Consider the following 21,679-nt stretch of genomic DNA (forward strand, 5'->3'; position numbering starts at 1 on the left):
GGTTTAGGGGGGTTAGGCAGTGGCTGAATCTTGTCCCGCCTGTTGCACGAAGAACGAGGCGCCACGAGGCTTTTGCGGCAAGCGCACGTGGTTTTCGGTGGAGCGCACCAAGCCGCTTTCTTCACCGGCCACCAGCACGCCGGCATGTGCACTGGGCAGAGGGTTTTCGCCGAATGGCAGCGCGTCTTCAGCGGCGTACACGCTGATGAAGAGAGTGCGCGGCAGTTCGGTCTCGTTGGGGCTGGAAGCATGCAGCAGACGGGTGTGCATGAAGCACACGGAGCCCGCAGGGCCGTAGCAGGCCACCGGTTGCTGGCAGTGTTCTTCGACGACCGCGTCGTCCACCGAGCCGGTAAATCGCTGGTGCTGCCAGTGCGACCACAACGGGCCCTTGTGGCTACCGGGAATCACGTTCAGCGGGCCGTTTTCCGGGGTCACTTCGCTGACCATCAGCAAGGCGGTGACGATGTCGTCGTTGCTGTGGGGCGTGAACAGGAAGTCCTGGTGCCACTTCACCTGAGTCGCGGTGTGGGGCAGTTTCGAGTTGATCTTGCTGTGGTGGAAGCGTGTGCCATGAGCGCCGATCAACTGCGCGGAAATCGCCGCCATGCGCGAGTGCAACGCTACGCGCTCATAGGCCGCTGAAATCTCGGTGGGCGAACTGACCCGGCGCAGCGACGGGTGATCGGCGCGGTGATCGCCCTCCAAGTCAAAGCGCTCGCGGCCATCGACGGTGGCACCCCAACCCTGCTCATGGCTGCGGCTTTCTTCGACCCACTGGTCGAAATCGTGTTGCAACGCGGCCACTTCCTCCGGCGACAACACGCCTTCGACCACCAAGAAACCGTCACGCTGGAATTGTTCGATGTGCGCTTGCTCGATCATTGTGTTTTTCCTGAACGTTGAGGGGGTCACGCCAGCGAGACGTCCTTGAGGAACGCCTCCACGCGTGGGTTGTGGCCGCTGCGCAAGGCGCCCGGCGTGTCGTCGCAGACCACGCGGCCCTTCTCCATGAACACGATGCGGTCGGAGACCTTGAAGGCGAAGTTCATCTCGTGGGTGACGATCACCATGGTGATGCCCTCCTCGGCCAGGGCTTCGATGACTTGCAGCACTTCGTTGACTTTCTCTGGGTCGAGGGCCGAGGTGGGCTCGTCGAACAGCATGATCTGTGGGCGCATCATCAGGGCGCGGGCGATGGCCACGCGTTGCTGTTGGCCGCCGGACAGCTGGTGCGGGTACTTCCAGGCGTGATCGAGCATGCCGACCTTGTGCAGCAGCGCGTAGGCCTGTTGCTTGAGCTCGGAGGTCGCGCCCAGGCGATGGTATTTGGGCGCCATCAGCAGGTTGTCGAGTACGCTCAAATGCGGGAACAGGTTGAAGCTCTGGAACACCATGCCGATGTTCAGGCGATGCTCGGCGTGCTCGATGTACTGGGGCTTCTGCGCGCCGACTTTGTTCAGGTGAATGAACGGCTGGCCGTTGATCCTGATCTCGCCGTTGTCCAGTTGCTCAAGGCCATTGAGCAGGCGGATCAGCGTGGTTTTGCCAGAGCCGGACGGGCCGATCACCGACACCACTTCACCGGGCTGGATCTGCAGGTTGACCGAGCCCAGCACCTCGATATCGTTGTAGGCCTTGTGCAGCCGCGCGGCCTGCAACGCAGGTTCGCCGTTGGTGGCCGGGCGCGCCAAGGCGGTGCGCTGTTGGGTGGCCAGGGCCAGCACCGCCGCATCGGGAACACGGGACACGTTGCGCTGGTTGACGTCGAGAAAGCGCTCCAGGCGTTTGAGCAGGAAGTCGAACACCGTGACGATGAACACGTAGAAGAACGCCACCGCCGCCATGGTCTCGATCACCAGGAAGTTCTGCGAATACAGGCGCTGGCCGACCATCAGGATCTCGGTCAGGGAAATCACCGACACCAACGAGGTGAGCTTGACGATGGAGATGTATTCGTTGGCCAGCGACGGCAAGGCCACCCGCAACGCCTGGGGAATCACCACGCGCCATTGCGTGCCGAAGAACTTCAGGCCCAGTGCCCGCGCCGCTTCGCCCTGGCCCTTGGGAATCGAGAGCAGGCCGCCGCGATGGATCTCGGCCACGTAGGCGGTCTCGCAGATCACCAGCGCGAGCAGGCCGGACCAGAACGGGTCAGCCAGGACCGCCGAGGTGCCGGGCAACGCTTGCGGCAGGTTGTAGATAAAGATCAGCAGCACCAGCAGCGGCAGGCTGCGGAACAGCCAGATATAGCCGCGCGCCGGCACGCTGAGCAGGCCATGCTTGGACTGCTTGGCCAGCGCCAGCAGAAAGCCCAGGCCGATGCTCAAGACCCAGGTCAGGGTACTGAGCTTGATCACCGTCCACGTCGCACGCCAGAACTCGGCATCGCCCAGCAAACCAAACATGTAATTCCAGTCGAATGTCATCGTCGCTGTGCCCTGAGAAGTTGATCTACATCGATGGGTTCAGAGTCGTGGGGGGAGGCACTTAGGGTCAATTCGTAAAAGCCGGGGCACTGGGTAGGCAGAACCTATGCAGCCTAGAAGGCTGTGTGTGGCGAGCGGGCTTGCCCCGCGTTGGGCTGCGAAGCAGCCCCAAAAAGACCCGTTCGCCACTTTTTGGTGCGAACACCTGAGAAAATCAGCTCACCCCACTCAAGACCCGCACCGCATGCGGGTCAAAAAAGCTCGGCGGCGCCATGCCGGGGATGTACTGGTCGGACACAAACATGCGGCAGCGCTCGGCAAACGCCGACACCACCCGCGACGGCTGGGTGTTGCAGGCCGTGGCGTAGCCCAGGCGCATCGGCCGGTGTGAACCGGCCAGGCGCAGGCGGATCACCCGTTTGCCGTCCTGGGACAGGTTCGATTTGGGTCGCGCATTCGCGAAGGAATAGCCGATGCCGTTGCCCACCATGGCGCGCACCGTTTCGAGGTTGGTGGAGCGCATGATGATGTTCGGCGTGGTGCCGGCCTGGATAAACAGGCTGAGGAAATAGTCGCGGCTCCACGGCGTGTCGAGCAGCACCACCGGGTAAGCCTCAAGGTCTTGCATGCTGACGGCCGGCGAGTTCGCCAGCGGGTGATACTCGCCCACCATCACATACGGCGGCAGCTGGGCCAGGGGCTGGAAGTCGATATCAGGGCTGGTCACCAAGTCGTAGGTGAGGGCGATATCCAGCTCGCCACTGCGCAGCTTTTCCAGCAGTTCTTCATGGTTGCCTTCGGCTTGCGTCAGCCGCACGCCGGGAAACGCGCGGCCGAAACCAAACACCAGTTCCGGCGTGATCATCGGCGCCAGCGACGCCAGGCAGCCGACCCGCAACGGCCCGCGCACAGTGTTCAAGGACTCCGAGGCGATGGTGTAGAGGTTGGTCATCTGCTCCAGGATCAGCTTGGCTTCCTGCATCACCAGGCGCCCCACCGCCGTGAGGGAAATGCCCTGGGCGTGGTGGCGGATAAACAGTTGGATGCCCAGTTCGGCCTCCATATGGGTGATCGCCGCCGAGATCGAAGGCGACGACACATGGATGCGTTCAGCGGCCGCACTGATGCTGCCCGCCTCTCCCGACGCAACGAAATACTCCAGTTGACGCTGAGTAATACGACTGAGCATCACGCCTGCCCCTCAACAATGACTGTACGGGGAGCGTTGCAGGGTTCGTGCCGGGTCACGCGCCAACCGATGACCTGCACGGGCTTCGGTTTTTCCTAAGCACTACCCCGCGCAAATGCTGGTTTCGTTGCAATCGGGCCGGTGTGAAGCTGGCTGCATCCCGTTTCCCATGAGTTGCCGTTATGCCGACCCATACTCGCATCCGCATGTTCAACACCCAACAGACCTACCCCAACCAGGCGCTGGACAATGACCTGTGCCAGGCCGTGCGCGCCGGAAACACCATTTATGTGCGCGGCCAGATCGGCACCGATTTCGACGGTAACCTGGTGGGCTTGGGCGACCCGCGCGCCCAGGCCGAACAGGCAATGAAGAACGTCAAGCAACTGCTGGAAGAGGCGGGTTCTGACCTGTCACACATCGTGAAGACCACCACCTACCTGATCGACCCACGCTATCGCGAGCCGGTGTACCAGGAAGTCGGCAAGTGGCTCAAAGGCGTATTCCCGATCTCGACCGGACTGGTGATCTCAGGCTTGGGCCAGCCGGAGTGGTTGATGGAAATCGACGTGATTGCGGTTGTGCCGGATGACTGGCAGCCCTGAACAACCTGGAGTACGCCATGACCCACACCGTGTTTTTCCTCAACGGGCCCAACGCCAACCTCTACGGCCTGGACAAAACCGGCACCTATGGCAGCGAGAGCTTCTCCAACATCGAAGCCCGCTGCCAAAACCTCGCCGCGACATTGGGCCTGACCCTGGACTTTCGCCAGAGCAACCATGAAGGCGTGCTGGTGGACTGGATTCAAGAGGCACGCTTGAACGCCGACGCCATCGTGATCAACGCCGCCGGGCTCAGCTACAGCTCGGTGCCGATCCTGGATGCGCTGCTGGCCTTCGACGGGCCGATCATCGAAGCGCACATGAGCAATATCTGGAAGCGCGAAAGCTTTCGGCACCACTCCTATGTATCCAAGGCCGCCACCGGTGTGATCGCCGGGCTGGGGGCGCTGGGTTACCAACTGGCACTGACGGCCGTGGCCGAATTGCTGGACCAAACCGCGTAATGACTGTGCAGGAACCGTCTATGTCCGTCGAAAAAATCAACACCCTGGTCGTCGGCGCAGGCCAGGCCGGCGTCGCCATGAGCGAACACCTGTCGCTGATGGGCGTGCCGCATATCGTGCTGGAACGCCACCGCATCGCCGAACGCTGGCGTTCAGAGCGCTGGGATTCCCTGGTCGCCAACGGCCCGGCCTGGCATGACCGGTTTCCCGGCCTCACATTCGAAGGCATTTCGCCGGAAGCCTTTCCCCCCAAAGAGCGCATGGCCGACTACTTCGAAGCGTACGTGGACAAGTTGCAGGCGCCTGTACGCACCGGAGTAGAAGTGCAACAGGTAGAACGTCATGTGGGACGACCCGGCTTCAAGGTGACGACATCGGCCGGCGTGATCGAAGCCGCCAATGTGGTCGCTGCCACCGGCCCGTTCCAGCGCCCTTCCATCCCGGACATCGTCCCGACCACCGCGCCGCTGCACCAACTGCACTCGTCCAGCTACAAGAACCCCGGTCAACTCCCTGAAGGCGCTGTACTGGTCGTCGGCGCAGGCGCCTCCGGCTCACAAATCGCCGAAGAACTGCAAAAGGCCGGCAAGACCGTATACCTCTCGGTGGGCGAACACTACCGCCCGCCCCGCGCCTATCGCGGCCGTGACTACTGTTGGTGGCTGGGTGCGCTGGGCCTGTGGGATGAAGTCAAAATCCAGCCGAAGAAAAAACACGTGGCCTTTGCAGTAAGTGGCTATGAAGGTGGCAAGACCGTCGACTTCCGCCGACTGGCACACCAAGGGATTCACTTGGTGGGCGTCACCCAGGACTGGAAAGACGGCGTCATGACCTTCCAACCGGGCTTGGCCGGGAACGTAGCTGAAGGGGATCGCGCCTACTTTGATGTGCTGCGCGATGCAGACGCCTATATCGAGGCCAACGGCTTGCCGTTTCCGCCGGAACCGCAAGCCTGGGAACTGTTGCCTGACCCTGAGTGCTTGATGAATCCGATGGTGAGCCTGGACCTGGCTGAAGCGGGCGTGACCACGATTCTCTGGGCCACTGGCTTCACGTTCGATTTCAGCTGGTTGAAGGTGGACGCATTCGATGAGAAAGGCGAGCCGTTCCACAAGCGCGGGATCTCCGCGCAGAGCGGGATCTACTTCCTGGGGTTGCCCAATCTGGTAAACAGGGCATCGTCGTTTATCTATGGGGTTTGGCACGATGCGAAGTACGTGGCGGACCATATCGTGCTGCAGAATGAGTACAGGGCGTACGAAAAGCGCTGATCTCCCATCACTACGAAGGCGTTTCTTCGGTTAAAGCCCTGTTTGTGTCAACATTGCGCACTGCGCCACCGCCCTCCCAAAGCTGCGCTATGCCCGACTTCAATGGCCAATGGATTTACCTGGGAACACCTCAAGGACGTCTCGATGCGAATCACCCTTTCTCTGCTTACGCTGGCCGTGGTCGGCAGCCTCCTCAACGGCTGTGCATCGACCTCGACGCCTCAGACCCGTTATTTGAGTTCTGCGCAAAGCGTGGTCTCCGATCGAGCGGATATGGACTTCAAGGATGGCAACGTCTATTTCAAAGTGCCTCACAACGTGTCTTCCGCTACACAGTTCAGCGAAAGCCTGAACACCTGTGTTCAATTTCAGGTCGCTACCTACCAAAAGAATGGCCAGGGTGTGCAGGTCTTTCGCTCCCTGGGCTACACCGAAGCGCAAATCATCAATCAGGGCAGCCGCCTGTGCATGGAAAGCAAAGGCTGGGCGCTCTACACAGTGGTCAACAACCAAGTGCAACACGTTGACCGCAGTGAGCGGGTTTATGCCGCCATGTCCGAGCGAGAGCTCGAACTCGCCCGCGACCTGCTTGTCGGCCAACGTGCGTGGTACCTCCAATATGCACCGCAGGTCCTGGCCGTCGGGGATTTAGGGAAATAGGTGACGGGTCTAGGAGACAACAACGTGGCAACAGAAAAAACCAGGAAAGTGTTTTGGTATTCCGCGTGGGGCTTGCTGTTTGTTGGTTTGGCCGGCGTGCTGATAAAACAGGCCTTCGAAGAAACACCCGAGCCCAGCAAACCCAGCTACCTCAGCGACCTGATCATCCTGACCGCGCGAACGACGGCTCGTAATTGGATGGTCAACGAGGACATAAGGTTCGACCGGGCGGAAGCGGCCAACAGTCACGCGATAAAGTTCTATTACACGCTGGTCAACTACGATACCCAGCCCGATAGCTTTGACCTGGACGCGACATTCGCCGACATCACCGAGGTTGTTTGCGCCGCGCAGATGTCTAAAGGCTCGCCAATCCTCACGCTGGGCGGCACTTTGATTTATATTTTTGGCAGCAAAAACGAAAAAGAAGTGGGGCGGTTCGAAATCGACAAGCAGACCTGTGCTGGCTGACCGTGAAGGGGACGGATTGATCCGGCCCCTTCATTTTTTGCCGTTGCGCTGACTTAACCGCGCTTGGGCAACTTCCAGTTCGGCCGGATAAAGTGGCAGGTGTACCCATTGGGAATTCGTTCCAGATAATCCTGGTGCTCCGGCTCCGCCTCCCAAAATGGCCCGGCCGGTTCAATCTCGGTCACCACCCGGCCCGGCCATAGCTTCGAAGCATCCACATCCGCTGCCGTATCCTCGGCCACGTCCCGTTGCTGCTCACTCAGGTAATAGATCGCCGAGCGATAACTCGGCCCACGATCATTGCCCTGTCGGTTCGGTGTGCTCGGGTCATGGATCTGGAAAAAGAACTCCAGAATCTGCCGATAACTGATCACCGCCGGGTCAAACACGATCTCGATGGCTTCCGCATGGTTGCCATGGTTGCGGTAGGTGGCATTCGGCACATCGCCGCCGGTGTAGCCGACGCGGGTGTGCAGCACGCCGGGGTAACGCCGCAACAGGTCTTGCATGCCCCAGAAGCAGCCGCCGGCGAGGATGGCGGTTTCGGTTGGGTTGGTCATGGTCGGTTCTTCCGCGCAATGGATACAGGCCAGTTATGGGGTTGGGTTGGCAAATACCAAGGGTTAAGGGGGGTACCCAGACGATCGGTTTCAGGTAATGATGCGCGACCAAAATCAAGGAAGATAACAACAATGAAAACCGCCTTGCGCGCCCTGCTTGTGTTTTGCCTGACCACGCCCGCCCTCGCGACCGAAAGCCCCGTCGGCTTCAAAACCACCACCCTGCCCGACGCGCAGACCAGCCGCCCGCTGGAAATGGTGGTCTGGTATCCCGCTGCAAGCACCGCCAAACCCCAACTGATCGCCGACAACGGGGTGTTCATCGGCGCCCTCGCGGTGACAGATGCACCACCGGCTGCCGGTGAGCATCCTTTGGTCGTGCTCTCCCACGGCTACGGCGGTAATTGGGGCAAACAGGTGTGGTTGGCCAGTGCATTGGCGCACAAAGGGTACACCGTGGCGGCGGTCAATCACCCCGGCACCACCACCAAGGACCGTAGCCCGCAGGCCGCCGCTCAGTTATGGAAGCGCCCGGCCGACCTGAGTCGCGCCATTGACGCGGTCCTGGCGCAGCCCAAGCAATTTGGCGCGGTGGCAAAGAATCGCATTGCCGCCGTCGGCCACTCCCTCGGTGGCTGGACCGTGCTGGAGATTGCCGGCGCACGCTTCGATCCCGATTTGTTCACCCAAGCCTGCAACGCACACCCCAAGCTCGGCGGTTGCATTGGTTACCACGAGATGAACCCCGCCGGCACGCCCGAAGGGAAAGCCAAGCTGGCCGCTGACTTGAGCGATAAACGCGTCACCGCCATTGTGTCCCTGGACCTGGGCCTCGCGCCCGGCTTCACCGACGCCAGTCTCGCCGCCCTTCCGGTGCCGGCTTTGGTGATTGCGGGTGGCGTGCCCACAGAGGACATGGACCCTAACCTGGAGTCCGCCGCGTTGGTCAAGCGCCTGCCCAAAGCCTCGACTCAGTACGTGGAGATCGGCGATGCCACTCACTTCACGTTCATGTCGATCTGCAAGCCGGGCGGGATGGAGCTGATTGAAGAAAGCTCGCCGGGCGATGGCATGATTTGCCGGGATGGTACGGGGGGGCGGCCGAGGGCGGAAATCCAACAACAGGTGATAGAACTGATCACTGCGTTTCTGCGCCAATCGTCCAGCCATTGATCAATTATTCGAAACGTTAGTCACCCACGGAGCACGACATGCAAGAAAGCAAAGATTTAAAGGGGCTAAGCGGCTGGCTCGTATTGGTCGGGATAGGTCTGTTCATCTCGATTATCCGCCTGAGTTTTAACCTCCTCACCATTTATTACCCGATTTTCACAAATGGCACATTCACCGCCGTCAGTACGCCGGGATTGCCCCTATATAGCCCACTGTGGGGGCCGATCCTGATTTCAGAAACGCTGATCAACGGATTGTTTGTGGCCACCTACGCTTATTTGGTCTATCTGTTCTTCACCAAGCATTACCTGTTCCCCAAGGTTTATATCGCCACGGTGATTGCATCGGTTGTGTTCGTGCCTCTTGATGCCTGGGCGTGCTCCTTCGTTCTGGTGGATAACCCCATCTTCGACAACAACACCGCAAAAGAAATGGCACGGGCATTGTTCGCCTTGTTTGTATGGGTGCCTTACATGCTGGTATCCAAACGGGTAAAGGCAACGTTTGTCATGCATAAGCCGCAGAGCGCTGACGCGCACGCGACCGTCACCTCTTGAACACGCATGGCTAACCCCAAGCACACCGCTTTCGCCTATCAAGCGGTGTATCGCTACCTCGTCGAGTTGATCGAGGCCAGCCCTGCGCAAACCGAGCAAAAACTGCCGTCGCTGCGCCAATTGGCGCAGCGCCTCGGCGTATCGGTGTCGACGACCAAGTACGCCTATTCGCTGCTGGAGGATGAAGGCCGAATCGTCGCCAAGCCCAAGCTGGGTTATTTCACCCGTTTGACGCCGGCGCCTCTGTCGGCTGGACGCTCAGCTAATCTGCTCGATCAGGTCTTCGCCACCTCCCGCCAACCGGGCATGCTGGCCCTGAGCGCCGACGTCCCGGCCATCCTGCTGTCGCTGGAAAACCCGTTGCTGATGATCGAGCGCGAACTGGCCCGCCACTACCCGCGCACCCTCACACCGCAGTACCTGCCCTTCGGCGAGCCCGAGTTGCGCGCGGCATTGGCCGAACGCTACACCCGTGCCACGGACAACTACTGGCAGGCCGATCAGGTGTACATCGGCGCAGATCTGCACAGCGTGCTGGAGCTATCGCTCAACGCCCTGGGCCTGGCGGGCAGCGTGGCGCTGGTGGAGTCGCCGTGTTCGTGGGCCATCCTGCGCCAGTTGCAGGCGGCGAACATCCGCGTGATCGAACTGCACCTCGACGCCGACGGCCGCTTCGACCTGCGCGTGCTCAATGAACTGCTCGAACGTGAGCCCATCCGCCTGGCGGTACTGTCATCCACCGTGAACATTCCCCACGGCAGCCGCATGCCAGCCGAGGATAAACAGCAGATCTGCCGGTGGCTGGCGGCACGGGCTATCTGGCTGTTCGAAAACGACACGTACGGCGACTTGTATTTCGCGACCCCGCCGGCGCGCTACCGTGACTTTGCCGACCCGCAGAAACTCTTGGTTTTCTCGACGTTCGACAAGGTGATCGGCTCGGAGGCCCCCTACGGTTATGTGCTGTGCCGTGGGTGTGGGCCGCAGTTGCAGCGTGTGTTCCTGGAGCGGGCGTTTCGCCTCTCGCCGATCCGTCAGAAAGCGATTGCCAAGCTGTTCACGTCCAAGCGCATCGACGCGCACCTGCACAAACTGCGGGGCTTGTTGCACGACTGCATGACCCGCATGAAAGCCCTGCTGGACGAGTACGCCAATGGCGCGTTTGAGGGGACGATTCCACAGGGCGGCGCATGCTTCTGGCTTGAGGCCACGCGCCCGGTCGACATGCACCGGGTGTTCGAACGCCTGCTGACCGAGCGCATCGTGATTGCGCCTGGTGAACTGTTCAGCCAGCAAGGCAGCTGGAAACAGCACCTGCGCCTGAGCTTCACCCTCGATTGGAGCAAGGATATTGCCCAGGCCGTCGAACAGTTGTCGCAGGCGGTTCGTCAGAGCCCGTAGCAGTGCCGCGCCTCAGGGAAACGGCCATGGCGTACGTCTTCGGCAAACCGCTCGCAGGCGTCGCGGATCACTGCCCCCACATCCGCGTACTGTTTGACGAAGCGCGGCAGGTGTTCACCGCCCAGGCCCAGCACATCTTCAGTGACCAGCACTTGGCCGTCGCAGGCCGGTGACGCGCCGATGCCGATGGTGGGCATTTTTGAGTCGAGGGTGATCTGACGGGCCACACCTTCAGCCACGCCCTCAAGCACCAGACTGAACGCACCCGCCTGCAGGTTGGCCCGCGCGTCCTCGGCAATCCGCGCGCCGGTTTCGGCGGTGAGGCCCTGGGCCTTGAAGCCGCCCATCACATTGACGAACTGCGGCATCAGCCCCACATGCGCCATGACCGGAATTCCCCGCGCCACCAGGAACTCGACAGTCCCGGCCAAGGCCTGGTTGGCCTCCAGCTTCACCGCATCGCAGCCGGTGCGCGCCAACACCTGCGCGCAATTGCGAAAGGCCTGCTCGTTGGATTCCTGATAACTGCCAAACGGCATGTCGGCAATGACACACGCCAGGCGCGTGCTGTCGACCACAGCGCGGGTATGGCCGATGATTTCTTCAAGCTGCATGCTCAAGGTCGAAGACCGGCCGTAACCGACCATGGCCGTGGAATCACCGATCAGGATGAAATCGACCCACGGGTCGATCAGCTTGGCGATGGCGCTGGAGTAGGCCGTCAGGGAAACGATCTTCTGCTGGCCCTTCATGGCGACCAATTGCGGGACGGTCAGGCGTTTGGTGCGGGTGTGGAGGCTCATCGAGTGTCTTCCGTTGTGCGGTGGAACACCCGATTATTGGCGAAAGGACAGGCGATTCAATGCACAGATCGGTGCTAAAAAGCGACCCAGTGGGCGAAGCTGGTATCATCCCGAGCCTGAACAACCCGGATAGAACCCCATGAACCGCCAGAAAAAACTCCAGCAGCTCTTCAAGGAAAAAGCCAAGAAGGCCAACGCCAAATTGGCGCCGAAGAAAAAGGATAAATACATCAGCAAGGCGGACCGGGAAAAGCTGGCGGCTGAAGCGGCTCAGGCGCCAGACAGTTCCGTTCAGGACTGACTCAGCAACCGCTTAACGCCACCTGCGGCCGCTCACCCGCGAAGAAAAACGGCCGCAACCGCACGCCCACGCTGTTACCAATGAACGCCGCCACCAGCCACACCCAGCCATGCAGGCTGCCCGAGGCGATGCCACTGAAGTACGCACCGATGTTGCAGCCGTACGCCAGGCGCGAGCCGTAGCCGAGCAACAGGCCGCCGATTACCGCTGCCACCAGCGAACGCGCCGGAATCTTCAGGCTGGGGGCGAAACGCCCGGCCAGGCCGGCGGCCAACAGCGCGCCGAGGACGATGCCGATGTCCATCACGCTGGTGATGTCTTCCCACACCGGCGCAGCCAGCGCCTTGGCGTTGCCCGGCATCTGCCAGAACGCCCAACTGGCCACGTCCACTCCCAGGCCGCTGGCAACTTTGGCGCCCCACAACGCAAACGCCGAGGTAATGCCCCAAGGCCGACCCGCCAGTGCCAGGGTGGCGTAGTTGAGCAAGGCCAGGCCGATGGCGCCCCACACCAATGGCCACGGGCCGCGCAGGAAGCGGCGCAGGCCTTGATGTTCGCTTTTCACACCCTCTTCCAATTGACCATGACGAGCCTTCTCCAGCCGCACGGTCACCACTGCAATGATCGCAAACACCGCCAGGCTCAGGCCCATCGCCGGCACCACGCCGAAGCTCTTGACGATGGACACCGCCGGGAAGGCCGGCAGCGCAAACCACCAGTCCACGTGGTGCGTAGCGATCAGCGAGCCACAGATAAAGAAGAACAACGTCACCAGCATGCGCGCATTGCCGCCACCCACGGTGAACAGCGTGCCCGACGCACAGCCGCCGCCCAACTGCATGCCGATGCCAAAGATGAACGCCCCAAACACCACCGACACCCCGGCCGGCGCCACCAGCCCGACCACCGGCTGCCCAAACAAACTGCCCGCCCCCAATGCCGGGAAGAACAACAGCACCGCGATCGCCAGCATCACCATCTGCGCACGCAAGCCGGCGCCACGGCGATCATTGATGAACACGCGCCAGGCCGAGGTGAACCCGAAGGCGGCGTGGTAGAGGGTCAAGCCGAGTGCCGCGCCGACCACCAGCAACAGCACCTGATGCGAACCGACGCTGTTTTGCAGGAACAGGGCGCCCAGCACCAGGATGATAAAGGCCACCAACGGTGCGACGGGCGCGCGCGCGGGAGCGAGAGGAACAGAGGTGTTCATGGGATATCTCGGTAGATTTGAATGGGCGCGAGTATAAACCCCAAGGCAAGACATTGTGGTGAGCGGGCTTGGTCAACTCCGCCCCACCGACCCCGACACCGGAAGATCCCCCAACAACCTGAGCCCGGTGCTCTTCACAAACGTCTCATAATCCATCGGTTTTTGAATGCGCGTCTCGGCATTGGGCAGCACATACGCCCAGGCACGTTTGCTGGAAGCGTCGTACACCAGCTTGAACAGGCGCGTCGGCACCCAGACCTTGTTGGCGCCGATGGTGCCGTAGCCAGGGTCGAACAGCGGGCCGGTAAACACGTACACATCGCCACCGGCGCGCACGGCAAACTTGCGCACGTCAGCCTCGACCTTGCTCCAGATCTTGCGGTTGTTCGTGGGGTCCTGGGGCACCATGTTCGACAGCGCGAACGACTGCGCCATGGCGTTGGCATTCGGCGCGTCGGCAGCTGGGGATTGGTGGCCACGGTCCACGGCGGGATGCTGGGCGCGGTAGTCGCTCAACTCCGCTCGGCCGCCTTTGGGAATGCGCGGGTCGGCGTAGAACTGGTTGGTGCGCTCCTCGCCCTTGGCGTCCTTCAGGAGCGCAGCATTCAGGCGTTCGACCACCACCAGTGGCGTCTTGCTGGTTTGCGAGTAAAGCACCGCAAAATGGTCGGAGCACAGCGCCAGGGGTTTCATCGCGGCCGGCACGGTGGCGGTCTTGATCGGGGCGGCGGGGAACAGGTCGGCGCAGCTGTCGAAGTTGAGCTGTTTTTCCTGCTTGGAATAGAGGTCCGGCAAGCTTCGGGCGTTGGCCCCAGAGGAAAGCAAAACAAGGGCGGTCAGCCCAACGGCAATTTTGCGTAGGTACATGCATTAAATCTTCGAAAGGAAGTGAAGCGGCAGGCTCCGCCGAGCGGAGCCAAGTGGATGATATTGCGAGGATTATTGACTAACGAATGTCAGATTAGTGCCCGGCTGCTGTAGGTTTTCCTGCATCCCGCGCGCCAGGCGTGAAGCCGTGGGCACTGGCCCCCCAGGCGATCACCAGCGATACGCCGATCAACACCAGCATGGCCCATGGAAACGACGCCACGCCCCAGGTGTCCAGCAACACCCCGCCGACCACACCGCTGCCGGCAATCGCGCTGTTCCACGCCACCACATTCAGCGACAGCGCCACGTCCGCGCCATCCCCCGCCGCATCGGCCAGGGCGGTTTGCAGCAGGGTCGCGGCGCCGCCGAAACTCAGGCCCCACACCGCTACGCCGAAATAAATCACCTCGGGCACATTGCCCAGGAAGCCGAACACCAGGCTTATCGCCGCAAAGGTCACCAGGCTCACCAGCACGGTCTGGCGCAGCAGCGGCTCGACCAACTTGGCCGTGAGCCAGATCCCCGCCAACGCGGCCACCCCGAACACCAACAGCACCAGGTCAACCCGCTCTGCCAGCCCAGCCGGCGCTACGAACGGCGCGATGTAGGTGTAGAGAATGTTGTGCGCCAGCATCCAGCTGATCACCACCGCCAGCACCGGCCGCACGCCCGGCGTGGTCAGCACCTTGCCCAGGGACAGCCGTTGGTGCGCCGGTTGAGGCGCGTAGTCCGGGACTTTCACCAGCACCCACGCAATCAGCACCAGGCTTACCGCGGACATCAGGCCAAAGGTCGTGCGCCACCCCACCAGCCCACCGAGCCACGTGCCCAACGGCACACCCAATGACAACGCAATCGGTGTACCGACCATCGCCAGCGCGAGTGCCTTGCCCTGTTGGTGTGGCGCAACCATGCGCCGGGCGTAACCGGCCAGCAGGCTCCACGCCAGCCCCGCCGCCACACCGGCAAAGAACCGCGCCACCAGGGTCACACCGTAGTGAGACGACAACGCGGTGATCGAGTTGAACAGCAAAAAGCCGATGATGGTCAGCAGCAACACATTGCGCCGCCGCCAGCCGCGGGTAGCGATGGTCATGGGGATCACTGCCAGCACCGAGCCCAACGCATAGGCCGTGACCATCTGCCCGGCCATCGACGGCGAAATCTCCAGGCCCTCGCTGATCAACGGCAACAGGCCCGCCGGCAGGGTTTCGGTGACGATGCAGATAAAGCCGGTCATGGCCAGGGCGAGCAAAGCGCCGATGGGCAAGCGGTCGGATGACGCCGATAACGTAAGTGAGGGTGTCACGGGAAACTCCTTGAACGGGACTTAGATACTGATCGATATAAATGTTGCAGGCGTATACATCACGTTGTCAACGACTTATGTATCGACTAGTATTTATCTCGCTATCCACCGGAGACCTGACATGGCACAGATGGGCCGCCCCCGCACTTTCGACCGCGAACACGCCGTGGACCAGGCCTTGCACCTGTTCTGGCAACACGGCTACGACGCCACCTCCCTCGCCCAGCTCAAGGCCGGCCTGGGTGGCGGCATCTCCGCACCGAGTTTTTATGCGGCGTTCGGCTCCAAAGAGGCGCTGTTCGACGAATGCGTGCAGCGTTACCTGGCGACCTACGCCCAGGTCACCGAATGCCTGTGGGACGAAAGCCTGTTACCGCGTCAGGCGGTTGAAACAGCGCTGCGCCAGTCGGCGCGCATGCAGTGCGAAGACGGCCACCCCAAGGGCTGCATGGTGGCGCTGGGGGTGATGAGCGCGCCGAGCCCGGAGAACGCAAGGGTGGCGGATGGGTTGACCCAGTCGCGGCGGCGCACCCGTGCGGGGATTGTGGCGTGTGTGGAGCGGGCGACGCGCCTGGGCCAGTTGCCGCAGACGCTCGACCCGGCGGTGATGGCGACGGTGTTTGACAGCTTCCTGCAGGGCGTTTCGATCCTGGCGCGGGACAACGTGCCCCATGCCACTATCGACGCGGCAATCAGCCAACTCCTGCTGACCTGGGATATCGCCGCCTCTACGGCGCCGCCCATTCGTCCCGACACTGCATCAGGAAATCCACAAACGCCCTAACCCGATGCGGCACATAGCGCCCATGGGGATACAACAAGGTAAACGGCCGCGAACGCCCGCCAAACGGTTGCAACACCTCCACCAGGCTACCCGTGGCCAACTCCTGCTCGACGATAAACTTATAGGTCTGGAACAACCCCGCGCCATGCTTGGCCAGGGTCACGCCGCCGAGCACATCGTCGGAACAACTGTACCCCGCCTCCCCCGCATATTCCTGCGGCTTGCCGTCTACCTGGAACAACCAGGAGATGCGCCGGCCATTGCTCGGCAGTTCGTACTGGATACATTCGTGGGTGGGCAAATCTTCCAGCGTCTGTGGGATGCCGGCGCGCTTCAGGTAAGACGGCGATGCCACTACTACCAGTTCGCCGTCTTCCAACAGGCGGGCAATCAGCGACGAGTCCGGCTGGGCGCGCACGCGGATGGCCAGGTCGTACCCTTCGGCGACAAAGTCGATATTGCGGTTGCTGATGTGGATATCCACCGTAACTTGCGGGTACAGCGCGCGAAACCTGGGCAGCAGCGGCAGCAAGCGGTGATGCGCGTAGGTGGTGGGAATGCTGATACGCAGCAAGCCCGACGGCACGGCCTGCGCGCCCATCACTTCCTGCTGCGCCTCCACCAGTTGGGTCAAGGCCTGGCGGCATTGCTCGAAAAAGGTCCGACCACTGTCGGTAAGACGGATGCTGCGGGTGGTGCGCACAAACAGGCGTGAACCCAGGCGTTCTTCCAGGCGCGAGATGCTGCGACTCACGGCCGCCGGGGTGACACCCGCCACCTGCGCGGCGGCGGTGAAGCTGCTGGCTTCGGCGGCGAGGCAGAAGAGTTCGATACTGCCCAGCTGCAAATCTTCGAAATGGCGCTTCATAGGGGTGACACCGGGTATCCACTCAAGCCTGCAAAACTATAGCAAGCCCGGCAGGTTGGCCAACAGCGCGTCACTCAAGGCATAGGGCTCACCGCCGAACAGGCGCTGCAGTGGTGCGTCTGTTCCCAGATGCCGGTATAAATCGGCGCGCTCGGTGTAGTCGCCCGCCAACCGTACCGCCGCCTGCACATAGTCTTCATGGGTGCGCGCTACCGTCCAATCGGGCAACCCCACCCTCCGGAACAAGCCCTCATCGATATGCTCGAACACCTCCGGCCCGGTCTTGCACACACCGGGCAAACCCGCCGTGAAGGCATCGATGATGCCGTTGGTATTACCGAACGGAAACGGGCTCAGGAACAGGTCGCAGCGGTTCAGCGTGGCCATGTAGTCGGCATAGGGCTGGTGCGGGTACACCGTCGCATCGCCCACATAACGCTCGATCAAGCGCACCAGTTGCGGGAACAACAGCCCTTGGGCCTGGCCTACCAGGAAGTGAAAGCGCACGCGTTTGCCGTAGAGGTGCAACGTGCGCACGGCAATCGCCTGGCAGGCGCGCAGGAAGGTGGGGTTGAGTTTCATCGTGGTGGCGGCGATGGCGATGTTGACCCAGGCGTGGTCTTCACGCATGACGTGCGGCAAGTCGATGGGGATGGCGGACGGCCGATACGGCTGACCATTGGCCGGCAGTTGCAACAGGCGTTCGGTAAAACACGCCGGGTCACCGACAAAATCTTCCTCCACGCTGACCAGGTCGATATGCCGCGACGCCGTGGTCGCCGGATGCCCCAGCGCAGCCACCTGCAACGGCGCAAAACGCAGGTTACTGGCAAACAGCGTGACCTGGAACATGCCGACGCTGGGCATGTAGAACACCTCGGGGCGGCGTGCGCTGGCGAGGGCAGTGAGCTGGCGCAGGCACGCGAACAGGTCATCCGGCTCGCGCAGCTCGATAAATTCATCGAACACCTCGCGACCCAGCGCATCCACATTCGCCGCATACCCCACGGCCACCACCTGGAAATCCCGACGCGCCGCCTGCAGCGTCAGCGAGTGAGTGCGGTAGATCGAATGCCCGCCGGAGAACCATTCCAGCAGCACCAGCATCAGCGGCTTGGCGCGCGGCGGCGCCACGGCGACGGGCACGCTGTGGATGCCCAGGCTGGCGAGCTTGCGTTCGATCAAGGTATTGATCGACGCTTTGATGCGATGGCGCTCGGGCAAGTCGGCGTAACTGCAATGCATGTACACGTCATGCAGCACATTGAGCGGCAGTGCATCCAGGCTGTCGAGTTGTTCCAAACGCCCCGGCAACCACGCCAGCAATGCCTCGCGCTTGGAGTGCGCCGCCGGAGTACCGAGAAAGCGCGGCGACAACAATGCCATGAACAGGGCCGCCGCCAACGTCGGATTCTGCGCCCACAGCAGGTCAACATCCAGCGGTAACTGGGATTCCGGCGAGTACAGCAGGCAGAACTTCACCAAATTCTGCTCGGTGATGCGGTAGTCGCTACCCTGCGGCCCGAGCAGGTTCAGCGAGCGCAGGATGTGGTCGCCGTTGATAAAGGCACTGGCGGCAAACAACGACGACAGCCAGCGCTGCAAGTTGATCAACTGGCCAAAGCCACTGGGGCTGAGGCTGAACGTCGGGTCGGAGAACAGCGCCGTAATGGCGCAGGTCAGCCGCGTCAGCACGTGGCTTTCCAGCTCTCCTGGTGTGAGCGCGGGCGACACGCTCAGGGAAAACTGTTCGGACAACTTGCCGTAGTTGCGGTCGATCAATTGCAGCAGGCGCACGAGTTCGCGCGCGCCGCCTTCGTGGTCGCGGCTGTAGCAAAGGTATTCGAAGGCTTCCAGGGAAAAGGGTTGGTCGGTCATAGCGGTTGCACCACGTCGATGCTCACCTCGTCGGTGGCCGTGGGCTTGAGCACCTGGCTCCAGGTTCCGCCGACCATCTGGCCCTGATGATACTGGCGGGTCGGCTCGCTGGTCGCCTCCAGCAAGCCGTTGTGGATCAACCCGCCCCGATTGATCAACACCGCGCCATTACCGGTGGCGGTAATCGACGAGGTGCCGTTGCTCTGGCTGATGTAATTGCCCGCTGGCGCCTCCAGATCCAGGCGCAGGGTGCCGTCCACCACTTGCAGGGTGTTGGCGCCGTTGTCGAAGCTCAATGCCGAACCCCCGGCACTGCGCGCGGTGACGGTAAGGTTGCCGCTGCCGCCGCTCATCACGTTGTTGAAGCCCCGCGCATTGGTGGCATTGAACGACAACCCCGACCCCGCTCCCAGCGCTGTGCCTTGCAGGCGGATATCACCGCTGCCGGACAGAATATTCACCCCATTGCCCGCCCCGGAGGCGCCACTGCGGATGCTCAGGCCTGGCGCACTTGACGCCGCGCCGGCCGTGCCGCTCAGGGACAGGCTGCCATCCTGCGTTGTCAGGTTGATCACCGAGCTGGTGCCCGTGGAATTCACCACCGTGCCGGAGTCGCCTGCGCTGAAACCGTCGATAGCGAGAGTGCCACCCGCCCCTGCGCTCAGGGTCACCACGCCCGTGGTGGAAGCCGCCAGGAACACGCCCTTCCCGGAATCGGCGGTGCCTTGCACCGTCAAGGTGCCGCTGCCCACGCTCAAGGTTTGCGTCGAACTCGTTGCCGTCGAACACACCAGCACGCCGCTGCCCGACACCGCACTGCCGCGCAGGGTGAGGTTGCCGCTGCCGGTGGTAGCGATGGTGTTGCTGGTGCTGAAGATCCGCGTGCCGTTGCCGATGCCCAGGTTGGTGCTGTCGACGCTGATGGAACCGGTACCCGAGGTGAGAATATTGCTGCCGCCCGTCAGCACAAACGCATCACCACTTCCGGTGCTGCTGGCCTGCACGGCGGTGATGCTGATGTTACCGCCGCCCGCATCCAGGGTGCTGCGGCTGATGTTGATCGCGGTGGCCGTGGAGCCTGCGGCCAGGCTCGACGAGGTGGCGCCACGCAAAGTGATGTCGCCGCCGCTGGTACTGATGCGCGTGCCGTTGGTCATCGAAATGCCCACGCCATTGCTGACGTTGGTGCTCGCCCAGGACGTCGCCGGATCCACCGCGCCGCTGATGGTCAGGTTACCGCCGTTGGTGCTGATGCTCGCGTTGCTCAACGCCACCGAGCCGTTGCCGCTGTTGTTGAAGTTGGACACCAGCGACACGTTCAGCGTCTTGCCGGTGCCATTGCTGATGCTGGTGTTGGTCATCACGATATTGCGGTGGGCCTGCAACGTCAGGGTGGCGTTGCCGACGCCCTTGACGTTGGACAGCACGTTGATATCCCCCGAAGTGCCAGCGCCCGACGACGTAGTCACGAGGATATTTGCGCCTTCGGACAACGATGCATTAAGGGTCGCCGAACTCAGGTTGGAACTGGCCCCGGCATTCGGCGTGAACGGCGAACTGGTGGAGGTGCCGGTGCTGGCGCCGTTGGTGATATTGATGTTGAACGGGTCGATCAACCAGCTGCCGCCCTGCCCCGACACCGCACTCAGGTCGACAATACCGGACACATCCAGCGCATGCCCGGAGGTTTCCACCAACCCGCCACGCCCCTGGCTGCCGGCGCCGCGCACGCTGATGTCGCCGTAGAACCGGGTGCTGTCCTTGGACCACAGGATGACCTTGCCGCCATCACCGCGGCTCAGGGCATTCGCGCTGATGCGCGCATCGCTGCCCATGAACGTGCTGTCGGCCTGGTGCAGGTTGCCGCTGCCCTGGTAGTCGCCGCCCATCAACACGGTGCCGCCGCCGATGTCTCCATCGGCATCGATACGGCCGCTGTCGAACAGGCCGACGTATTGCCCAGTCATCGTCACGTTGCCGCCGCGCTCACCGCTCTGTTTACCCGAGACATCCAACACGCCGCTGTTGACCACCACGCCACTGTCGCCGCCATCGAGGATGATGCGGCCGTTGCGCTGTTGAAGGCTGCGTGCCTCGATCACACCTTCGTTGTTCACCACGTTGCTGAGCATGGCCTGGGAGTCGCGGGCGGTCAGGGTCACCGCGCCGCCGTTGGCACTGAGCAGGCCACGATTGATCACGCTGGCGCCGATGGCCGGGTCGTTGACCTCGACATTGATCAGGCCGTCCCCGGTGAAATCCAGGGTGATCTTTTCCCCACCGCCCAGCACCACCGAGCCCAGCCGCGCGACCACCGTGCCTTCGTTGCGCACCTGGGCGCCGAGCAACGCCACGCTGCCGCCGTCCCGCGCACTGATCGTGCCTTGGTTGACCACCGCACCGCCGCCCTGGCCGGCGAACACGTTTTTGCCGGCCATGAAATCACTGTTGGAAATGTTCAGCGAACTGGCCACCAGCCCGCCCACGTCCACCATGGAGCCGGCGCCGAACAACACGCCTTGGGGGTTGATCAGGAATACCTGGCCATTGGCATTCAGGTGCCCAAGGATCTGCGAACCGTCGCTGCCGATCACGCGGTTGAGCGCCACCGACGACGCGCCCGGTTGCAGGAAGTTCACCTGGGCGTTCTTGCCGATATTGAAGGTGTCCCAGGTGGCGATCAGGCGGTCGCTGCCCTGGTTCACCGTGAGTACATTGCCGTTGCTGCTGATGACGCCACTGCCGGCAACCACTTGGCCGTTGGTGGGCAACGCGTTGTTGTCCAGCGCCAGCGCGGGCATCGGCACCAGGCCGTAGAGGGCGCAGAGCACGGCAAACGTCAGGGGTTTGAGAACATGGGGTTGGCGCATGAC

21 protein-coding genes are annotated in these 21,679 nt (G+C 62.2%); 10 read left to right on the forward strand and 11 right to left on the reverse strand.

The genetic code is table 11. The annotated features are described in order from the left end of the window. Window positions 1–12: 12 nt before the first annotated feature. The 3 genes from HX823_RS20720 to HX823_RS20730 all read right to left on the reverse strand — a co-directional run bounded on the left by HX823_RS20720 (window position 13) and on the right by HX823_RS20730 (window position 3,618). Entirely contained in the window at window positions 13–885 is an 873-nt protein-coding gene (locus HX823_RS20720) for a phytanoyl-CoA dioxygenase family protein (protein ID WP_177076388.1), read from the reverse strand. 26 nt (window positions 886–911) lie between these two features. Further along, entirely contained in the window at window positions 912–2,429 is a 1,518-nt protein-coding gene (locus tag HX823_RS20725) for an amino acid ABC transporter permease/ATP-binding protein (protein ID WP_033901021.1), read from the reverse strand. Between the two features lie 214 nt (window positions 2,430–2,643). Beyond that, the gene (locus HX823_RS20730; protein ID WP_033901019.1) at window positions 2,644–3,618 is read right to left on the reverse strand and encodes a LysR family transcriptional regulator; all 975 of its coding nucleotides are present in this window, start codon (window positions 3,616–3,618) and stop codon (window positions 2,644–2,646) included. A gap of 182 nt (window positions 3,619–3,800) precedes the next feature. Between HX823_RS20730 and HX823_RS20735 the strand changes: the two genes are divergently transcribed. From HX823_RS20735 to HX823_RS20755, 5 genes are all read left to right on the forward strand, one after another. Continuing rightward, window positions 3,801–4,223, forward strand: coding sequence for a RidA family protein (locus HX823_RS20735; RefSeq protein WP_016969985.1), 423 nt, complete (start codon window positions 3,801–3,803; stop codon window positions 4,221–4,223). Between the two features lie 17 nt (window positions 4,224–4,240). Then, window positions 4,241–4,687 carry a type II 3-dehydroquinate dehydratase gene (locus HX823_RS20740; RefSeq protein ID WP_177076390.1) on the forward strand — a complete coding sequence of 149 codons (447 nt, stop codon included), beginning with the start codon at window positions 4,241–4,243 and terminating at the stop codon, window positions 4,685–4,687. A gap of 20 nt (window positions 4,688–4,707) precedes the next feature. Further along, on the forward strand, window positions 4,708–5,958 hold the full coding sequence (locus HX823_RS20745) for an NAD(P)/FAD-dependent oxidoreductase (protein WP_177076392.1): 1,251 nt from the start codon (window positions 4,708–4,710) through the stop codon (window positions 5,956–5,958). A 144-nt stretch (window positions 5,959–6,102) separates the two neighbouring features. Continuing rightward, window positions 6,103–6,618: a hypothetical protein gene (locus HX823_RS20750; protein ID WP_157742055.1), complete on the forward strand. Its 516-nt coding sequence runs from the start codon at window positions 6,103–6,105 to the stop codon at window positions 6,616–6,618. 24 nt (window positions 6,619–6,642) lie between these two features. Further along, window positions 6,643–7,089: a hypothetical protein gene (locus tag HX823_RS20755; RefSeq protein ID WP_177076395.1), complete on the forward strand. Its 447-nt coding sequence runs from the start codon at window positions 6,643–6,645 to the stop codon at window positions 7,087–7,089. A gap of 53 nt (window positions 7,090–7,142) precedes the next feature. Here the strand turns inward: HX823_RS20755 and msrA are convergent, their stop codons facing one another. Beyond that, window positions 7,143–7,649: a peptide-methionine (S)-S-oxide reductase MsrA gene (gene msrA / locus HX823_RS20760; RefSeq protein ID WP_033901009.1), complete on the reverse strand. Its 507-nt coding sequence runs from the start codon at window positions 7,647–7,649 to the stop codon at window positions 7,143–7,145. Window positions 7,650–7,781: 132 nt separating this feature from the next. Here msrA and HX823_RS20765 point away from each other — a divergent pair, with 132 nt between their 5' ends. Genes HX823_RS20765 through HX823_RS20775 form a run of 3 tightly spaced genes read left to right on the forward strand, consistent with a single transcriptional unit; the run spans window position 7,782 to window position 10,780 of the window. Beyond that, window positions 7,782–8,822 carry an alpha/beta fold hydrolase gene (locus tag HX823_RS20765; protein ID WP_177076397.1) on the forward strand — a complete coding sequence of 347 codons (1,041 nt, stop codon included), beginning with the start codon at window positions 7,782–7,784 and terminating at the stop codon, window positions 8,820–8,822. Window positions 8,823–8,860: 38 nt separating this feature from the next. Further along, the gene (locus HX823_RS20770; protein ID WP_177076399.1) at window positions 8,861–9,379 is read left to right on the forward strand and encodes a DUF2569 domain-containing protein; all 519 of its coding nucleotides are present in this window, start codon (window positions 8,861–8,863) and stop codon (window positions 9,377–9,379) included. 6 nt (window positions 9,380–9,385) lie between these two features. Further along, the gene (locus tag HX823_RS20775) at window positions 9,386–10,780 is read left to right on the forward strand and encodes a PLP-dependent aminotransferase family protein (RefSeq protein ID WP_177076401.1); all 1,395 of its coding nucleotides are present in this window, start codon (window positions 9,386–9,388) and stop codon (window positions 10,778–10,780) included. Here the strand turns inward: HX823_RS20775 and panB are convergent. After that, window positions 10,768–11,583: a 3-methyl-2-oxobutanoate hydroxymethyltransferase gene (gene panB, locus HX823_RS20780; protein ID WP_038844300.1), complete on the reverse strand. Its 816-nt coding sequence runs from the start codon at window positions 11,581–11,583 to the stop codon at window positions 10,768–10,770. The two genes, HX823_RS20775 and panB, sit on opposite strands and share 13 nt — an antisense overlap. Window positions 11,584–11,722: 139 nt before the next feature. Here panB and HX823_RS20785 point away from each other — a divergent pair, with 139 nt between their 5' ends. Beyond that, window positions 11,723–11,884, forward strand: a complete 162-nt coding sequence (locus tag HX823_RS20785; protein ID WP_080642368.1) for a DUF2986 domain-containing protein — start codon at window positions 11,723–11,725, stop codon at window positions 11,882–11,884. A 1-nt stretch (window position 11,885) separates the two neighbouring features. Here HX823_RS20785 and HX823_RS20790 read toward each other — a convergent pair whose 3' ends face one another. The 3 genes from HX823_RS20790 to HX823_RS20800 all read right to left on the reverse strand — a co-directional run bounded on the left by HX823_RS20790 (window position 11,886) and on the right by HX823_RS20800 (window position 15,276). Further along, entirely contained in the window at window positions 11,886–13,097 is a 1,212-nt protein-coding gene (locus HX823_RS20790; protein WP_177076403.1) for a YeeE/YedE family protein, read from the reverse strand. A gap of 72 nt (window positions 13,098–13,169) precedes the next feature. Continuing rightward, complete coding sequence (locus HX823_RS20795; RefSeq protein WP_038844304.1) at window positions 13,170–13,964, reverse strand: DNA/RNA non-specific endonuclease; 795 nt, start codon at window positions 13,962–13,964, stop codon at window positions 13,170–13,172. Window positions 13,965–14,058: 94 nt separating this feature from the next. Further along, entirely contained in the window at window positions 14,059–15,276 is a 1,218-nt protein-coding gene (locus tag HX823_RS20800; RefSeq protein WP_177076405.1) for an MFS transporter, read from the reverse strand. A gap of 121 nt (window positions 15,277–15,397) precedes the next feature. On the opposite strand from HX823_RS20800, the gene HX823_RS20805 reads away from it, so the two are divergent. Beyond that, a complete protein-coding gene (locus HX823_RS20805; protein ID WP_177076407.1) occupies window positions 15,398–16,060 on the forward strand; it encodes a TetR/AcrR family transcriptional regulator in 663 nt (220 codons plus the stop codon). Here HX823_RS20805 and HX823_RS20810 read toward each other — a convergent pair. From HX823_RS20810 to HX823_RS20820, 3 genes are read right to left on the reverse strand one after another with little or no spacing between them, the layout of a single operon-like run. Continuing rightward, the gene (locus HX823_RS20810) at window positions 16,005–16,928 is read right to left on the reverse strand and encodes a LysR family transcriptional regulator (RefSeq protein WP_177076409.1); all 924 of its coding nucleotides are present in this window, start codon (window positions 16,926–16,928) and stop codon (window positions 16,005–16,007) included. The two genes, HX823_RS20805 and HX823_RS20810, sit on opposite strands and share 56 nt — an antisense overlap. Window positions 16,929–16,964: 36 nt before the next feature. Continuing rightward, on the reverse strand, window positions 16,965–18,806 hold the full coding sequence (locus tag HX823_RS20815; protein ID WP_177076411.1) for a peptide transporter: 1,842 nt from the start codon (window positions 18,804–18,806) through the stop codon (window positions 16,965–16,967). Continuing rightward, on the reverse strand, window positions 18,803–21,676 hold the full coding sequence (locus HX823_RS20820) for an S-layer family protein (RefSeq protein WP_177076413.1): 2,874 nt from the start codon (window positions 21,674–21,676) through the stop codon (window positions 18,803–18,805). Before HX823_RS20820 ends, HX823_RS20815 begins: the two co-directional genes overlap by 4 nt. Window positions 21,677–21,679: the final 3 nt, after the last annotated feature.

The organism is Pseudomonas sp. P7759, from assembly GCF_013386445.1.
GTDB classification, from domain to species: Bacteria; Pseudomonadota; Gammaproteobacteria; order Pseudomonadales; family Pseudomonadaceae; genus Aquipseudomonas; species Aquipseudomonas azotoformans_A.

What these genes read in the sequence shown, in the direction of transcription:
- HX823_RS20720 (WP_177076388.1), bottom strand. Translation starts at nt 885, where the DNA reads ATGATCGAGCAAGCGCACATCGAACAATTCCAGCGTGACGGTTTCTTG.
- HX823_RS20725 (WP_033901021.1), bottom strand. Translation starts at nt 2,429, where the DNA reads ATGACATTCGACTGGAATTACATGTTTGGTTTGCTGGGCGATGCCGAG.
- HX823_RS20730 (WP_033901019.1), bottom strand. Translation starts at nt 3,618, where the DNA reads ATGCTCAGTCGTATTACTCAGCGTCAACTGGAGTATTTCGTTGCGTCG.
- HX823_RS20735 (WP_016969985.1), top strand. Translation starts at nt 3,801, where the DNA reads ATGCCGACCCATACTCGCATCCGCATGTTCAACACCCAACAGACCTAC.
- HX823_RS20740 (WP_177076390.1), top strand. Translation starts at nt 4,241, where the DNA reads ATGACCCACACCGTGTTTTTCCTCAACGGGCCCAACGCCAACCTCTAC.
- HX823_RS20745 (WP_177076392.1), top strand. Translation starts at nt 4,708, where the DNA reads ATGTCCGTCGAAAAAATCAACACCCTGGTCGTCGGCGCAGGCCAGGCC.
- HX823_RS20750 (WP_157742055.1), top strand. Translation starts at nt 6,103, where the DNA reads ATGCGAATCACCCTTTCTCTGCTTACGCTGGCCGTGGTCGGCAGCCTC.
- msrA (WP_033901009.1), bottom strand. Translation starts at nt 7,649, where the DNA reads ATGACCAACCCAACCGAAACCGCCATCCTCGCCGGCGGCTGCTTCTGG.
- HX823_RS20765 (WP_177076397.1), top strand. Translation starts at nt 7,782, where the DNA reads ATGAAAACCGCCTTGCGCGCCCTGCTTGTGTTTTGCCTGACCACGCCC.
- HX823_RS20770 (WP_177076399.1), top strand. Translation starts at nt 8,861, where the DNA reads ATGCAAGAAAGCAAAGATTTAAAGGGGCTAAGCGGCTGGCTCGTATTG.
- HX823_RS20775 (WP_177076401.1), top strand. Translation starts at nt 9,386, where the DNA reads ATGGCTAACCCCAAGCACACCGCTTTCGCCTATCAAGCGGTGTATCGC.
- panB (WP_038844300.1), bottom strand. Translation starts at nt 11,583, where the DNA reads ATGAGCCTCCACACCCGCACCAAACGCCTGACCGTCCCGCAATTGGTC.
- HX823_RS20785 (WP_080642368.1), top strand. Translation starts at nt 11,723, where the DNA reads ATGAACCGCCAGAAAAAACTCCAGCAGCTCTTCAAGGAAAAAGCCAAG.
- HX823_RS20790 (WP_177076403.1), bottom strand. Translation starts at nt 13,097, where the DNA reads ATGAACACCTCTGTTCCTCTCGCTCCCGCGCGCGCGCCCGTCGCACCG.
- HX823_RS20795 (WP_038844304.1), bottom strand. Translation starts at nt 13,964, where the DNA reads ATGTACCTACGCAAAATTGCCGTTGGGCTGACCGCCCTTGTTTTGCTT.
- HX823_RS20805 (WP_177076407.1), top strand. Translation starts at nt 15,398, where the DNA reads ATGGCACAGATGGGCCGCCCCCGCACTTTCGACCGCGAACACGCCGTG.
- HX823_RS20810 (WP_177076409.1), bottom strand. Translation starts at nt 16,928, where the DNA reads ATGAAGCGCCATTTCGAAGATTTGCAGCTGGGCAGTATCGAACTCTTC.
- HX823_RS20815 (WP_177076411.1), bottom strand. Translation starts at nt 18,806, where the DNA reads ATGACCGACCAACCCTTTTCCCTGGAAGCCTTCGAATACCTTTGCTAC.
- HX823_RS20820 (WP_177076413.1), bottom strand. Translation starts at nt 21,676, where the DNA reads ATGCGCCAACCCCATGTTCTCAAACCCCTGACGTTTGCCGTGCTCTGC.